At 69.3% G+C, this 13832-nt stretch carries 15 protein-coding genes and 1 pseudogene; 8 read left to right on the top strand and 8 right to left on the bottom strand.

Annotation, left to right across the window (positions count from 1 at the left end; all coding sequences use genetic code 11):
• Nucleotides 1-72: 72 nt before the first annotated feature.
• On the top strand, nt 73-804 hold the full coding sequence (locus ACSQ4M_RS29485) for a response regulator (RefSeq protein ID WP_436192933.1): 732 nt from the start codon (nt 73-75) through the stop codon (nt 802-804).
• Nucleotides 801-1718, top strand: a complete 918-nt coding sequence (locus ACSQ4M_RS29480) for a LysR family transcriptional regulator (RefSeq protein ID WP_436192932.1) — start codon at nt 801-803, stop codon at nt 1716-1718. Before ACSQ4M_RS29485 ends, ACSQ4M_RS29480 begins: the two co-directional genes overlap by 4 nt.
• Before the next feature lie 13 nt (nt 1719-1731).
• On the opposite strand, the gene ACSQ4M_RS29475 is transcribed toward ACSQ4M_RS29480, so the two are convergent.
• Nucleotides 1732-2349, bottom strand: coding sequence for a C40 family peptidase (locus ACSQ4M_RS29475; RefSeq protein WP_436192931.1), 618 nt, complete (start codon nt 2347-2349; stop codon nt 1732-1734).
• 246 nt (nt 2350-2595) lie between these two features.
• Here ACSQ4M_RS29475 and ACSQ4M_RS29470 point away from each other — a divergent pair, with 246 nt between their 5' ends.
• The 4 genes from ACSQ4M_RS29470 to ACSQ4M_RS29455 all read left to right on the top strand — a co-directional run bounded on the left by ACSQ4M_RS29470 (nt 2596) and on the right by ACSQ4M_RS29455 (nt 6141).
• The gene (locus tag ACSQ4M_RS29470) at nt 2596-3750 is read left to right on the top strand and encodes a PQQ-dependent sugar dehydrogenase (RefSeq protein ID WP_436192930.1); all 1155 of its coding nucleotides are present in this window, start codon (nt 2596-2598) and stop codon (nt 3748-3750) included.
• Nucleotides 3751-3938: 188 nt separating this feature from the next.
• On the top strand, nt 3939-4856 hold the full coding sequence (locus ACSQ4M_RS29465) for a PEP-CTERM sorting domain-containing protein (RefSeq protein ID WP_436192929.1): 918 nt from the start codon (nt 3939-3941) through the stop codon (nt 4854-4856).
• A 119-nt stretch (nt 4857-4975) separates the two neighbouring features.
• Entirely contained in the window at nt 4976-5572 is a 597-nt protein-coding gene (locus ACSQ4M_RS29460; protein WP_436192928.1) for an isochorismatase family protein, read from the top strand.
• A 2-nt stretch (nt 5573-5574) separates the two neighbouring features.
• Nucleotides 5575-6141, top strand: coding sequence for a nucleotidyltransferase family protein (locus ACSQ4M_RS29455; RefSeq protein ID WP_436194086.1), 567 nt, complete (start codon nt 5575-5577; stop codon nt 6139-6141).
• Between the two features lie 24 nt (nt 6142-6165).
• Here ACSQ4M_RS29455 and ACSQ4M_RS29450 read toward each other — a convergent pair.
• The 6 genes and pseudogenes from ACSQ4M_RS29450 to ACSQ4M_RS29425 all read right to left on the bottom strand — a co-directional run.
• Nucleotides 6166-6312, bottom strand: a pseudogene (locus tag ACSQ4M_RS29450) (site-2 protease family protein); the annotation flags it as partial.
• A 1-nt stretch (nt 6313) separates the two neighbouring features.
• On the bottom strand, nt 6314-7219 hold the full coding sequence (locus tag ACSQ4M_RS29445) for a DUF2167 domain-containing protein (RefSeq protein ID WP_436192927.1): 906 nt from the start codon (nt 7217-7219) through the stop codon (nt 6314-6316).
• Between the two features lie 54 nt (nt 7220-7273).
• A complete protein-coding gene (locus ACSQ4M_RS29440) occupies nt 7274-7861 on the bottom strand; it encodes a YceI family protein (protein WP_436192926.1) in 588 nt (195 codons plus the stop codon).
• A 46-nt stretch (nt 7862-7907) separates the two neighbouring features.
• Nucleotides 7908-8462: a YceI family protein gene (locus ACSQ4M_RS29435; protein WP_436192925.1), complete on the bottom strand. Its 555-nt coding sequence runs from the start codon at nt 8460-8462 to the stop codon at nt 7908-7910.
• A 26-nt stretch (nt 8463-8488) separates the two neighbouring features.
• On the bottom strand, nt 8489-9052 hold the full coding sequence (locus ACSQ4M_RS29430) for a cytochrome b (protein ID WP_436192924.1): 564 nt from the start codon (nt 9050-9052) through the stop codon (nt 8489-8491).
• Between the two features lie 159 nt (nt 9053-9211).
• Nucleotides 9212-10240 (bottom strand): isopenicillin N synthase family dioxygenase, encoded by a 1029-nt coding sequence (locus tag ACSQ4M_RS29425; RefSeq protein WP_436192923.1) that lies wholly within the window; start codon nt 10238-10240, stop codon nt 9212-9214.
• A gap of 190 nt (nt 10241-10430) precedes the next feature.
• Here ACSQ4M_RS29425 and ACSQ4M_RS29420 point away from each other — a divergent pair, with 190 nt between their 5' ends.
• Nucleotides 10431-10967: an outer membrane beta-barrel protein gene (locus ACSQ4M_RS29420; protein ID WP_436192922.1), complete on the top strand. Its 537-nt coding sequence runs from the start codon at nt 10431-10433 to the stop codon at nt 10965-10967.
• A 19-nt stretch (nt 10968-10986) separates the two neighbouring features.
• On the top strand, nt 10987-12234 hold the full coding sequence (locus ACSQ4M_RS29415) for an NRAMP family divalent metal transporter (protein WP_436192921.1): 1248 nt from the start codon (nt 10987-10989) through the stop codon (nt 12232-12234).
• A gap of 3 nt (nt 12235-12237) precedes the next feature.
• Here the strand turns inward: ACSQ4M_RS29415 and ACSQ4M_RS29410 are convergent, their stop codons facing one another.
• Complete coding sequence (locus ACSQ4M_RS29410) at nt 12238-13782, bottom strand: acetolactate synthase large subunit (protein WP_436192920.1); 1545 nt, start codon at nt 13780-13782, stop codon at nt 12238-12240.
• Between the last annotated feature and the right edge of the window lie 50 nt (nt 13783-13832).

The raw sequence follows: 13832 nt of genomic DNA, 5'->3' as shown, positions 1-13832 counted from the left end.
GGCCCCGGCTACAGTTGAAACAACGGGCCTCGGGCCGAATTTCCGTACTCTCCAACGACGCATGCCGCCACCATGGCGCACTCCCCGCACATTCTCGTCGTCGACGACGACCCCGCCATCCGTGAACTGCTCGCCGACTACCTGGGCTCTCACGCGCTGCGCGTGAGCGGCGCGGCCTCGGGCGCCGCGATGCGCGCCGTGCTGGGGCGCGAGGTCATCGACCTCGTGCTCATGGACCTGCGGCTGGACGGCGAGGACGGCATGCAGCTGGCGCGCGAGCTGCGCGAGCGCAGCGCCATCCCGGTCATCATCCTGACCGGCCGTGACGAGGAGGCCGACCGCGTGATGGGCCTGGAGCTGGCCGCGGACGACTACGTGACCAAGCCCTTCAGCAACCGCGAGATCCTCGCGCGCATCCGTGCCGTGCTGCGGCGCACGCAGGCCCAGGCCCCGGCCGCGCCCGAACAGGCCCTGCAACGCGCGCGGGCCTACCGCTTCGAGGGCTGGGAGCTCAACGTGCAGGCGCGCCGCCTGGCCGATCCGCAGGGCCGGGAGATCGCCTTGAGCAACGGCGAGTTCAACCTGCTGCAGGCCCTGTGCGAGGCGCCGCAGCGCGTGCTGTCGCGCGAGCAGCTGCTGGAACTCTCGCGTCTGCACGGCGCCGAGGTCTACGACCGCTCGATCGACGTGTCGATCCTGCGGCTGCGGCGCAAGATCGAGGCCGACCCGGCCACGCCGCGCCTGATCCGCACCGAGCGCGGCGCGGGCTACATCTTCCACGCACGGGTTGACCGGCTCGCATGACGACCTCCTCGCGCAGCGTCGACCTGCGCCGCATCCGCCACTTCGTGGTGCTGGCCGAGACGCTGAACTTCCACCGCGCCGCGCAGCTGCTGCACATGACGCAGCCGCCGCTCACGGTGTCGATCCAGAAGCTGGAGAAGGAACTGGGCGTGCGCCTGTTCGAGCGCAGTGCCAAGGGCGTGCGCCTCACGCCCAGCGGCGAGGCCGCGCTGGACGATGCGCGCCAGATGCTGCAACACGCAGCCTCCTTCTCCGAGATGGCGGCACTGGCGCAGAGCGGCATGGCCGGGCTGCTGCGCGTGGGCTTCGTCGGCTCGGCCACGCTGGGTCTGCTGCAGCGGCTGATCCCGCGCTTTCGCGCCGAGCATCCGCAGGTCGAGCTGCTGCTGCGCGACAGCTCCTCGATGCAGATCCTGCGCGGCCTGGCCGACGAGAGCATCGACATCGGCCTGCTCTGGACGCCCGTGCTCGACGCCATGGGAGCGGAGTTCCTGACGCTGGAGCCCCAGACGCTGGTGGCGGCCTTGCCGCAGGGCCATGCACTGGCACGCCGGCGCAGCCTGCAGCTGGCGGACCTGCGCGACGAGAACTTCATCTTCTACGACCGCACCCAGGCCGAGGGCATGCGCAGCGTCTGCATGCTGCTGTGCCAGCGCGCCGGCTTCGTGCCGCGCGCCACGCAGGAGGCGATCCAGATCCAGACCGTGCTGGCCCTGGTGCAGACCGGCCTGGGCATCGCGCTGGTGCCGTCCATGGTGGCCGAGCAGCCGAATCCGCAGCTGGTGTTCCGGCCGCTGCGCGAGCTGGCCGACCAGGCCTTGGTCGCGCTGGCCCTGGCCTACCGGCCGGGCAGCGGCAAGCCCGCCGTGCAGCGCATGCGCCAGCTCGCGGCGCGGGAGTTCGGGGGGAGGTGAGGAGGCAGGCGGCTCAGTTGCCGCCTGCGCCCAGCTTGGTCAGCGCACTGGCGTCCAGCGGCGTGTCGGTCTCGACACGGCGGGCGCCGTCGAAACGGCGCTTCCAGTAGCTGCTGTCCATGTCTTCCACGCGCACCTTGGCGCCGCTGCGCGGGGCGTGCACGAACTTGCCGTCGCCCACGTAGATGCCCACATGGCTGAAGGCGCGGCGCATGGTGTTGAAGAACACCAGGTCGCCGGGTTGCAGGTCGCGCTTCTCGATGGTGTCGGTGGCGGCGGCCTGCTCGTTGGCGCGGCGCGGCAGCACCAGGCCCACGGTCTGCGAATACACGGCCCGCACGAAACCGCTGCAGTCGAAGCCCGATTCCGCTGAATTGCCGCCACGCCGGTAGGGCACGCCCAGGAAACCCATGGCCGTGCCGACCAGGTCGGAGGTGGTGTCGCGCACGGTCTGGCCGACCTGCTCGATGTGGCCCAGGGTCTGCCGGACCAGACCACGCTCGGCCAGCACGCGCTGCATGTCGGCCGGCATCTCGGGCGATGCGGCCGGCAGCGATGGCTCAGGGGGGGCGGCTTGGGCGGCGCTGGCGACGCAGCAGGCGAGGATGAGAACGGCGGTCCAGCGAGGCATGGGGCGGGAGAGTAAGGCCTGCGCTATTCAGGCGTCAAGCGAGGATATCATTGTAAGTAGTTGATTCATAATGATTTACAAATTAAATTTGTAACACCACCTGACTTTGTCGGACAAAAACAAGGTCTGGGCTCCTACAAACGGATGAAATTGGTGCCGAACGAATCGCGAGGCGCATTGCTCCAAGCGGCGTGCGAATGCTGGCAAGTTGCCTGGCATGCACCCCCCATTTCCAGGATGTGACGCATGCCCTTGTTCCCGTTCTCGCGCCGGATCGGCCTTCTGCTGGCGGGCCTGGGCCTTGTCCTCGCCGGGCCCGCGAGCGCCCAGGCGCCAGCGCGCGTGCAACCCGTGGCCGCCGGATTGCAGAACCCATGGAGCCTGGCCTTCCTGCCCGACGGCCGCTTCCTCGTGACCGAGCGACCCGGCCGCATGCGCGTGGTCGAGGCCGACGGCCAGCTCGGCGCGCCGCTGGCCGGGCTGCCCGAGATCGCGGCCGGCGGCCAGGGCGGCCTGCTCGACGTGGTGCTGGACAGCGGCTTCGCCGACAACCGCACGCTCTACTTCTGCTACAGCGAGCCGGCCGAGGGCGGACGCGGCAACAGCACGGCCCTGGCCCGCGCCAGGCTGTCGGACGACCGCAGCCGCCTGGAAGACCTGCGCGTGGTCTTCAGCCAGAAGCCCAAGGTGTCCAGCAGCGCGCATTTCGGCTGCCGCATCGTCGAGCGCCGGGTCGGCGGCAAGCCCGACGGCACGCTGTTCCTCACGCTGGGCGACCGCTACAGCCGCATGGCCGATGCGCAGACCCTGGACAACCACCTCGGCAAGATCGTGCGCGTGGGCAAGGACGGCAGCGTGCCCCGGGACAACCCCTTCGCCGGCCGCACTGGCGCGCTGCCCGAGATCTGGAGCTACGGCCACCGCAACCTGCAGGGTGCCGCGCTGGCGCCCGACGGCCGGCTCTGGACGCACGAGCACGGTGCCCAGGGCGGTGACGAGATCAATGTGCCCCAGCCCGGCCGCAACCACGGCTGGCCGGTCATCACACACGGCGTGAACTATGGCGGCGCGCCCATCGGCGAGGGCCTGACCGAGAAGGCCGGCATGGAGCAGCCGCTGCACCATTGGGTCCCTTCGATCGCGCCCTCGGGCATGGCCTTCCTGACGAGCGAGCGCTATGGCAAGGCCTGGCAGGGCAGCCTGTTCGTGGGCTCGCTCAAGTTCGGCCGGCTCCACCGGCTGGAACTGGGCGCCGACGGCCGGGTGGTGCGCGAGCAACCCTTGCTGGCGGAAGTGGGCCAGCGCATCCGCGACGTGCGCCAGGGGCCCGACGGCCTGCTCTATGTGCTGACCGATGCCAGCAACGGCCAGCTGCTGCGGCTGCTGCCGGACGCACCCTGATTCGCTGAAAAACCGCGCACTTACCCGCTGGAGGTGGTGTCGATAAACCTGTCAAAAGAAACGGGTTGTGTGTGACTTATGATCTAGTTTGCATATCTTGTTCAGAGGAAAAGTTGGCGCATCGCATGCGCATGGCCCGTTTTATGCAGATTGTGGTGTCCCCACATCCAACAAAGAACGGAGGCAACATGTCCCGCACGATTCGCTCAGGTTTCATCGCAGCTGCACTGGCGATCGGCGCTGTGCACTCGGCCCACGCCGTGGCCACCATCACCTTGCCGACCTCGCCGATCGACGGCATCGGCCCGCAGCAGTTCGACCAAGCCCTGGTCTATTCCTCGTCCTTGCTGGCCCAGCAGCAGGCGGCTGGCCTTATGCCTGGCAACAACAGCGTGTTCGACTTCGCGGTCGGCTCCGGCACGTTGGGTGTCATCGTGTATTCGAACAACGGCGTGGCGAATCCTTCACCGTTCGCGGCGCCGATGGACGCAGGCCAGACGGGCAGTTTCGACGGCACATGGGGCATCGGCGCGGCAGGCACCATCGATGCGCTGCGCACGCTGTTGACCATCGGCGGCACGGCCTACCAGCCCTTGTTCGTGTTCGACCACAACGAGAACCAGCAGAGCCCCAACCTGCTGATCTCCGGCCGCGTGGCGGTCTACCGTGGCGGCGACCTGCTGCAGGAGTTCGCGCTGGACACGGTGGCGAACGGGACCTACGACGTCAATGCCCGCGTGACCTCCTGCGGTCATCCCACGGTGGGCGCCAGTCCGGACCTGCCGCTCGGTGATTGCAACATCCTCACGCCCAGTGCCAACACCTACTCCTGGACCACCAACGGCAGTGGCAAGCCCGACTATTTCGCGGTGTTCCCGACCTTCGACCTGTACAGCGGTGGCTTCTTGCCGAGCGATTCCATCGTGATCCAGATGTCGCTGCGCGACATGGATCCTGGCTTCGACGAGCTGGCCATCGCCGGCTACCGGTTCCAGTCACGCAACGATGTGCCGGAACCGGGCACGCTGGCCCTGGCCGGCCTGGCGTTGGCCGCCTTGGGCGCGGCGCGGCGCCGTGGCCGCTCAGGCCAGCGTCGCGGCAGCTGAAGCTCCTGTCCGCGTTCACCCCGGAGCCCTGCCCACGCGGGGCTTTTTTACGTCCGGACGGCGCAGGGGCCACGGCGGCCCACCTATCATGGGCGGCTTTCCCAAGACCGACAGATCCCATGCTGCTGCAAGCCTCCACCTCCCAACTCGTGCTGGTCGACTACCAGCAAAAGCTCATGCCGGCCATCGCCGGCCATGCCGAGGTGGCGGCCAATGCGCTCAAGCTGGCCCAGGCCGCGCAGCTGCTGCAGGTGCCGGTCTGGGGCACGGAGCAGAACCCCTCCAGGCTCGGGCCCAACCTGCCCGAGCTGCGCGCGCTGTGCCAGCGCACGCTGGCCAAGATGCACTTCAGCGCCGTGGCCGAAGGCCTGGGCGAATGGCTGCAGCCGCCCGCCAAGCCGGCCGCCGGCAACGCGCGCAGCCTGCCCAAACACCTGCAAAAGCCGGCCGAGGCCGAGCGCGGCAGCATCGTGATCGCTGGCTGCGAGGCCCATGTCTGCCTGCTGCAGACCGCGCTCGAACTGCTGGAGGACGAGATGGAGGTCTGGGTCGTCACCGACGCCTGCGGCTCGCGCACCGAGCGCAACCGCGACGCCGCCTTCGACCGCCTGGCCGGTGCCGGCGCCGAACTGGTGACCACCGAGATGGTGCTGTTCGAGTGGCTGGAGACAGCCGAGCATCCCGAGTTCAAGGCCGTGCATGCGCTGATCAAGTGAGCATGCCGCTCACGCCGCAAGGCCTGGTCGCGGGCGCGCTTGCCAACCCGGTCAACGCGGCGCTGGTCGAGCGCCTCGCGCCGATGGACCTGCCGCAGGGTTTCCTGGTCGCCGGCTGCTTGTACCAGTCGGTCTGGAACCGGCAGGGCGGCCACGCGCCTGGCTGGGGTGTCAAGGATTACGACGTCTTCTACTTCGACGCGCGCGACCTGTCCTGGGAGGCCGAGGATGCCGTGATCCGCGCCGTGCACGCGGCCACGGCCGACCTGGGCGTGGAAGTCGAAGTCAAAAACCAGGCGCGCGTGCACCTGTGGTACCGCCAGCGCTTCGGCATGGACTATCCGCAGCTCAGGAGCACGCGCGACGGCATCGACCGCTACCTCGTGGCCTGCACCTGTGTGGGCCTGGAACTGGCCGGCGGCGCGCTGTATGCGCCGCACGGACTGGCCGAACTCGAGGCCGGGCTCCTGCGCATGAACCCCTGGCATCCGGCGCCGGCGCTGTTTGCGCGCAAGGCCGCAAGCTACCGGGCGCGCTGGCCGTGGTTGACCACGGTGCCGGCGGTGTGAACCGCGTCAGCGCAGCGCACCCAGCATCTCGTGCACGATGATGCGGCGGACGAAGCCTGCCGCATCGCGCCAGCCGAACACGAAGGCACAGGCCACCACGCACACCCACATGGTCCCGCCGGTTGTCAGCAGCTTGCCGGCGCTGAGCGGCCGCAGCAACAACAGCTTCACCTCAGGCCTTCGGGGCCTCGGGCTTCTTCTTGCCGAACAGCTTGGCGAAGCCCCAGATCGCCGCACCACCGGCCACGATCGCCACCTTGGCGAACTTGGCGAGGAAAGCCGCGATCACGGCCAGCAGGCCCAGCTTCTTGGCCGCAGCGCCCGCGACCAGGGCCGTCAGCCCGTAGGCGGCAACCTTGTCCGTGCTGCTGTTGAAATCGGCGTAGCGCTTGCCCTCGTCGTACTGCAGCGCGCCGAGCAGCGTCATGGCCTCGGGCTTGTGCTTCTCCAGCGCGTTGGCCGCCGTCACCATGTTCAGGCTGATGTAGCCCTCGCGGCCTAGCGCGTAGGTGTTGTAGTTCACGCCCTGCTCGCCACCGGTGTCACCCTTGTCGCGCGTGAGGGCCGACCAGGCCAGCCGGTGCGTCGCCGTGTCGTATTGGGGCTTCTGGGCCCAGCCGACCACCTCGATGGCGGCGATGCCGCGCTTGGCGCGTTCCTCGTTGGCGGCTTCCGTGCCTTCGCGCAGGCTGGTCAGCAACTCGTCGGCGTTCCAGTCCTTGGCGTCGTCGTCCTTGATGTAGCCCTCGTCGACGAACTTGACGACCACGAACCATTCGCCTTCGCCTGCCGGATAGATGGTGCCGATCAGGCTGTCATCGGTCCGGTTGCCCATGGCCTGCATCAGCTGCCCGGCCGCCGGTTGCGGAATCCAGAGGTAGCCCGCGGGCAGTTGCAGATGGGCCTGGTTGCGCAGGGCGATGGCAGCAGGGCCGGCCTGGTGCGTGTCCTGCGCGGCCTTGTACGCCGCAGCGAGTTCGGCCTGCTGCGGCGAGGGCTTGTCGTTGTCGGCGGCCTGGGTGCCGAGCGTGCAGACCAGCAGAAAAGCCGCGACGAAGCGCGGCAGGATGTATCGCATGTTCACTCCCCCTGTTGTGATCGGTTCTGGGTGGGGGAGTGTAGGGGGCGGTGCTTACTGCTTGATGGCCTCGATCTGCGCCACGATGCGCACTTCCTTCGGCATGCCGAACTTGATGCCGTAGTCCACGCCGAAGGCGGTGCGGTCGATGGTGGTCTCGAAGTCGCCGCCGCAGACTTCGCGCTTGAGCATGGGGCTTTCGTAGCAGTTGAACTGCTTGGCCTTGAAGGTCACGGGCTGGGCCTTGCCCTTGAGCGTGAGCGTGCCGGCCACTTCGCTGACCTTGTCGCCGTTGAACGTGAACTTGTCGCCCACGAAGGTGGCCGTGGGGAACTGGGCGGCGTCGAAGATGTCGGCGCTTTGCAGGTGCTTGTCGAACGGCGGGGTGCCGGTGCTGATGGAGGCGATCTGGAACGTGATCTCGACCTTGCCGGTCTTGGCTGCCTTGTCCAGCGTGATCTGGCCTTCCTTCTTCTCGAAACGGCCGCGGTTCACGGCAGCGCCGAAGTGGCTGATCTCGAAGGTGGCGAAGGTGTGCGTCGGCTCGACCACGTAGGTGGCGCTCTGCGCATGGGCAGAGCCTGCGGCCAGCAGGATCGAAGCGGCGGCGGTGGCCAGGGCGGTCAGGGCAATGCGTTGCATCCAGGAATCTCCAGTTGAGGTGAACAAGGGTCGGGGGTTGGGGGAATCAGAGTTTGGGCACGCCGGTCAGCGCGAGCTTGAGCTTGATCTGCACGTCGTCGGCGACCATGGACGTGTCGGTCCATTCGTTCTCGCCGATCTTGAAGGCCAGGCGCTTGATCGTGAACGCGCCCGTTGCCACGGTGTTGGCACCGCTTTGCGTGAGCGTGACGGGTACGACCACATCCTGGGCATTGCCCTTGATGTCCAGCTTGCCGGCCACCTCGTACTTGCCGCCGCCCAGCGCCTTGATGGCGCTGGACTGGAACTTGGCCTGCGGAAACTTGGGCGTGTTGAACCAGACCGGCTTGACCAGTTCGGCATCGGCCTCCTTGCTCAGCGAGGCGCTGCCCATGTCCACCGTGAAGGCGACCTTGCTGGTGGCCAGTTTGGCCGGGTCGAACGCGACCTGGGCGTCGAACTTCTTGAAGCGGCCCTCGACGGGCACGCCCATCTGCTTGCTCACGAAGGCGATCTCGCTCTGCGCGGGTACCAGGGCCTGCTGCGCCAGCGCGGCGGTGGCGGCCAGCATGAGGCTGGCGAAGGTGGTGACGAACTTCATGGCAACTCCGAGAAAAAGAGGGTGGTTCAGCCGCGGCCGGGCAGCATACGCGCGAGCAGGCCGTCGCGGTCGATGACATGGTGCTTGAGCGCAGCCGCCACGTGCAGCACGACCAGTGCGGCCAGCGCGTAGGCGCTGATCTCGTGCCAGGGCTTGATCAGTTCGGCCAGATCGGCATCGACGGGCACGAAATCGGGCAGCGGCACCAGGCCCAGGAACACGATGGGAAAGCCCGCCGCCGAGCTGTAGGCCCAGCCGATCAGCGGCACGGCGAAGAACAGCAGGTAAAGCAGGTGGTGCGTGCCGTGGTGGGCGATCTGCTGCCAGCGCGGCATGGCGGCCTGCACGGCGGCCGGCAGCGCCGGGGGGCGGTGCGTGAGGCGCCACAGCAGCCGCAAGGCCGACAGCGCCAGGATCGTCACGCCCGCCCATTTGTGCCAGTTGTAGAGCTTGAGCCGCGCTGGCGAGAACGGCAGGCTGGTCATGTACAGGCCGACCGCGAAGATGCCGACCAGGGCAAGGGCCAGCAACCAGTGCAGGGCGATGGCCGTGGCGGTGTAGCGTGTCGGAGCGTGGGTGGAATGCGGCATGCTGGCGTGTGTTTTCTTGTGGGCTTTGGTTTCATCGGGCAGGGGCAAGCGCGCCGACCACGAATCTAGAGCGCCGACCGTGCGCAAAGTTTCAATGAATTTGTCTTGACGGTTCAAATTCGGTGAAGCGCCTGGCGGACCGGCGCAGCCGCCCGGCGCTCAGAGCACCTCCTGCACCAGCTGCGGGAACACCTTGGACACCTTCTGGAGCAGGTAGTCGCCGTAGCGGCCGTGGAAGGCGTGCACGTTGGCCTGGTCCCAGCGCGTGGCGCTGTCGTCGACCACGGCGGGCGCCGGCAGGCCCTCGATCTTCTGCACGCGGGCCTCGAAATCGGGGTCGAAGAACAACGGGAAGGACAGCCGGTCGCGCCCCGAGGTGTTGCGCACCACGCGGTGCGGCGTGCTGCGGTACAGGCCGCCGGTCATGCGGTCCAGCATGTCGCCGATGTTGATCACGAAGGCGTCGGGCACGGGCACGGCGTCGATCCAGCCCTCGGCCGTGCGCACCTGCAGACCGCCGATGTTGTCCTGGCGCAGGATGGTCAGCAGGCCGTAGTCGGTGTGCTCGCCCACGCCCCATTGCACATCCGAGCCGGCCGGCACGGGCTGGGTCGGGTAGTTGAAGATGCGGAACAGCACCAGCGGATCGGCCGTGTAGCGCGCGTGGAAGTAGTCCGGCGCCAAGGCGAGGCTCAGCGCGATGCCTTCCATGAGCCGGTGGCCCAGCTGCGTGGTGGCGGCCATGTAGTCGAGGATGGTCTCGCGCAGGCCCGCGACCTCGGGGAACAGGTTGCGCCCGTGCACCGGCGTGCGGGCCTGCACGCGCGGGTGCGCCTCGTCCAGCTCGGTGCCCAGGTACAGGCCCTCCTTCCAGTCCGGCCGGCCCGAGGTCAGCTCGCCGGCCAGCGGGAAGTAGCCACGCCAGGCACGGCCGCCCAGCTCCATGCGCCAGCGCAGCTTGGTGGCCTCGGGCAGCGCGAAGAAGCGGCGGCTCAAGGTTTCGAGCCGCTGCGTCAGCGCCGGGTCCACGCCATGGCCGGTGGCGTAGAAGAAGCCGTGCGCGCGGCAGGCCTGGCCGATGGCGGCAGCGGCCTGGTCGCGCTGCGCCGTGCCGGCAACCAGGGCCGACACGTCGATGATGGGGAGGGTGTCGGCCGGCTGAGGCTGGCTGGAGAGGTCGTGGTGCATGGCGTCCAGCGTTGGCGAAGAGGTCGCGCTATTGGACCGCATGTTGCGCCGCGCGTTGCAGCGGTAACACGCACGGGCGTCGCGCGAACGCTGGCGCAACAGTGGCGCCCAACACTGGCGCATCCGCACTGCAAGGGCAGCGCGGAACCAACCGGCCGCAGGCCCCCGCTTGCGGCACAAGGAGTGCGCCATGCGCAAGATGCTTTCCCCCCTCGCCGCCGTCGGTCTGGTGGCCCTGTTCGGTCTGAATGGCGGCGCCCAGGCCGCGAACACCTATGTCGGCGGCGCCATTTCCGCGCCCAACTACAGCAACCAGATCAACGGCATGGGCGGCGATGGCGGCGGCCACGACGCCGGCGTCAAGCTCTACGGCGGCTACAAGTTCACGCCCAACTTCGCGGTCGAGGGCGGCTACGTGAACCTGGCCCGCAGCAAGGACATCGACGGCACGGTCAAGGGCCAGGGCGTGTACGTGGACGGCGTGGGCAGCATCGCGGTGGCGCCGCAGCTGTCGGTCTACGGCAGCGCCGGCGTGGCCGACGTGCGCTTCCGCACGTCCGATGGCAACGACTCCAGCCCCGCGCTCAAGCTGGGCCTGGGCGTGCAGTACGACCTGAACCAGACCGTGGCGCTGCGCGTGGGCTACGACCGTTACCACTTCACCGACGCCTTCGACGGCAAGGCCAATGTGGGCCAGGCCACGGCCGGCGTACAGGTCGCGTTCTGACGTTCGCGCAAGGCCGCCGATGCGCGAGAAAACGCTGCGCGGCCTGCGCCAGCTCGGCCCAGGCCTGATCACGGGCGCGGCCGACGACGACCCGAGCGGCATCGCCACCTACTCGCAGGCCGGCGCCCAGTTCGGTTACGGCATGCTGTGGACGGCCGTGGTCACGCTGCCGCTCATGGCGGCCGTGCAGGTGGTCAGCGCGCGCATCGGCTATGTCACGCGGCGCGGGCTGGCGGCCAACATCCGCGATGCCTTCCCGCGTTGGGTGCTGTTGCTGGTGGTCGGCCTGCTCGTGGCGGCCAACACGCTCAACATCGCGGCCGACATCGCGGCCATGGGCGAGGCGCTGCGCCTGCTGCTGGGCGGATCGGCCCACGTCTACGCCGTGACCTTCGGGCTGGCCAGCCTGGTGCTGCAGGTGTTCCTGCCCTACCAGACCTACGTGCGCTGGCTCAAGTGGCTCACGCTGGCGCTGCTGGCCTACGTGGCCGTGGCCTTCTCGCTGCACCTGGACTGGTGGGCCGTGCTGCGCAGCGCCGTGCGGCCCCAGCTGGCGCTGAACCATGACCTGCTGCTGATGGTGGTGGCCTTGTTCGGCACCACCATCAGCCCCTACCTGTTCTTCTGGCAGGCCGCGCAGGAGATGGAAGACCGGCGCGACGGCCCGCCGCATGGCGCGGCCGATGTGCGCCGGCACCTGCGCCGCCTCAAGCTCGACACGCTGGTGGGCATGGGCTTTTCCAACCTGATCGCCTTCTTCATCATCCTGAGCACGGCGGCCACCCTGCACGCGGCCGGCGTGACCGACATCCAGACCTCGGCCCAGGCCGCCGAGGCGCTGCGGCCGCTGGCGGGCGAGTTCACCTTCGGGTTGTTCAGCCTGGGCATCATCGGCACCGGCATGCTGGCCGTGCCGGTGCTGGCCGGCTCGGCCGGCTATGCGGTGGCCGAGGCCGCGGGCTGGCACGGCACGCTGAGCGCGCGGCTGGACCGCGGCGAGGGCCGCGGCTTCTACGGCGTGATCGCCGCGGCCACGCTGGGCGGCGTGCTGCTGTGCTTCACGCCCATGGACCCGGTGCGCGAGCTGTTCTGGTCGGCCGTGCTCAACGGCGTGATCTCCGTGCCCATCATGGCCGTGATGATGGTGCTGGCCGCGCGCCCGTCCGTGATGGGCCCCTACGCGATCGGCCCGCGTCTGCGCGCGACCGGCTGGCTGACCACGGCGGTGATGGGCGTCACGGTGGTGGCGATGTTCGCCACGCTGTGAGCCTCAGATCACCAGCTCGATCAGGAACGGCCCCTTGCGCGAAAAGCTCGCGCGCAGCAGGTCGGCGCACTGCTCCAGCGTCTCGGCGCGCGCGGCCTCCACGCCCATGCCGCCGGCCAGACGCACCCAGTCGATGTCGGGATTGCCCAGGTCCAGCATGCGCATGGCGGTGGCGCCCGGCGTGGCGCCCACCCCCGCGTACTCGCCGATCAGGATGTTGTACTTGCGGTTGGACAGCACGATGGTGGTGCAGGGCAGTTGCTCGCGCGCCTGCGTCCACAGCGATTGCAGCGAGTACATGGCCGAGCCGTCGGCCTGCAGGCTGATCACGCGGCGCTGGCGCTTGCCGGCGATGGCCGCGCCCGTGGCCACGGGCAGGCCGTCGCCGATGGCGCCGCCGGCCAGGTGCAGCCAGTCGTGCGCGGGCGCGGCCTGCGTGTGGGCGTAGAAGCCGCGGCCGAAGGACACGCTCTCGTCGGAGACGATGGCGTGCTCGGGCATCAGCGCGGCCACGGTCTGCGCCAGGCCCTCGGGCGTGGGCTTGCCATGCGCGGGTTCGGGCCGCGGGCCGGGGTCGGGCAGCGCCACCTCGGGCGCGTTCAGCGCCTCCACCAGCGCGCGCAGCGCGGCCGTGGGATCCTGGTCCAGGCGCGAGAGCCGGTGCAGCTGCGCCTCGGGCGCGTACTGCGTCGACGGCTTGCCCGGGTAGGCGAAGAAGCCCACGGGCGGCTTGGCGCCGACCAGCACGATGTGCCGGAAGCGCGCCAGCGTCTTGATGGCCAGGTCGGTGACATAGGGCACGCGTTCGAGCGGCAGGCGGCCGCGGCCGCGCTCCACATGGGCGTTCATGAAGTCGGCCAGCAGCGTGGCGCCCGTGGCCTGGGCCACGCGCCAGGCCAGGGCCTGGGCCGGGCCGCGCACGGCGCTGTCGGCCAAGAGGATCAGCGTGTCGCGGCCGGCCGTGCGCAGCACGCGCGCGGCGTTGTCGATGGCGAACGGGTCCAGCGGGGCCAGCGCGGGCACGGCCAGCGCCTCGGCCGCGGCGGCGCCCTCGTTCCACGAGGCATCGGAGGGCAGGATCAGCGTGGCCACCTGGCCCGGCCCGCTGCGCGCGGCCTGCACGGCGGCGGCCGCGTCGCGGCCCACGTCCTCGGCGCGTGTGCTGGTGCGCACCCAGGCCGAGACGGTGCGGGCCAGCGCCTCGGTATCGGCCGTCAGCGGCGCGTCGTGCGGCCGGTGGTAGGTCGCCTGGTCGCCCACGATGTTGACGATGCCGGCATGCGCGCGGCGCGCGTTGTGCAGGTTGGCCAGGCCATTGGCCAGGCCCGGGCCGCAGTGCAGCAGCGTGCAGGCCGGCTTGCGCGCGATGCGCCAGTAACCGTCGGCCATGCCGGTGACCACGTTCTCCTGCAGGCCCAGCACGCAGTCCATGCCGGGGATCTGGTCCAGCGCGGCGACGAAGTGCATCTCGCTGGTGCCGGGGTTGGCGAAGCAGGTGTCGACGCCGGCGGCGAGCAAGGTGTGGACGAGACTGTGGGCGCCGTTCATCAGCGAACTCCTTGTGTGGAATGGATGGGAAAGAGCGGGGGCCGTGTGTC

It is taken from the genome of Pseudorhodoferax sp. LjRoot39, from assembly GCF_964253035.1.
Lineage (GTDB): Bacteria > Pseudomonadota > Gammaproteobacteria > Burkholderiales > Burkholderiaceae_C > Pseudorhodoferax.
Note: the sequence above shows the minus strand (reverse complement) of the source record. Positions and strands in the feature narration are given on the sequence as shown.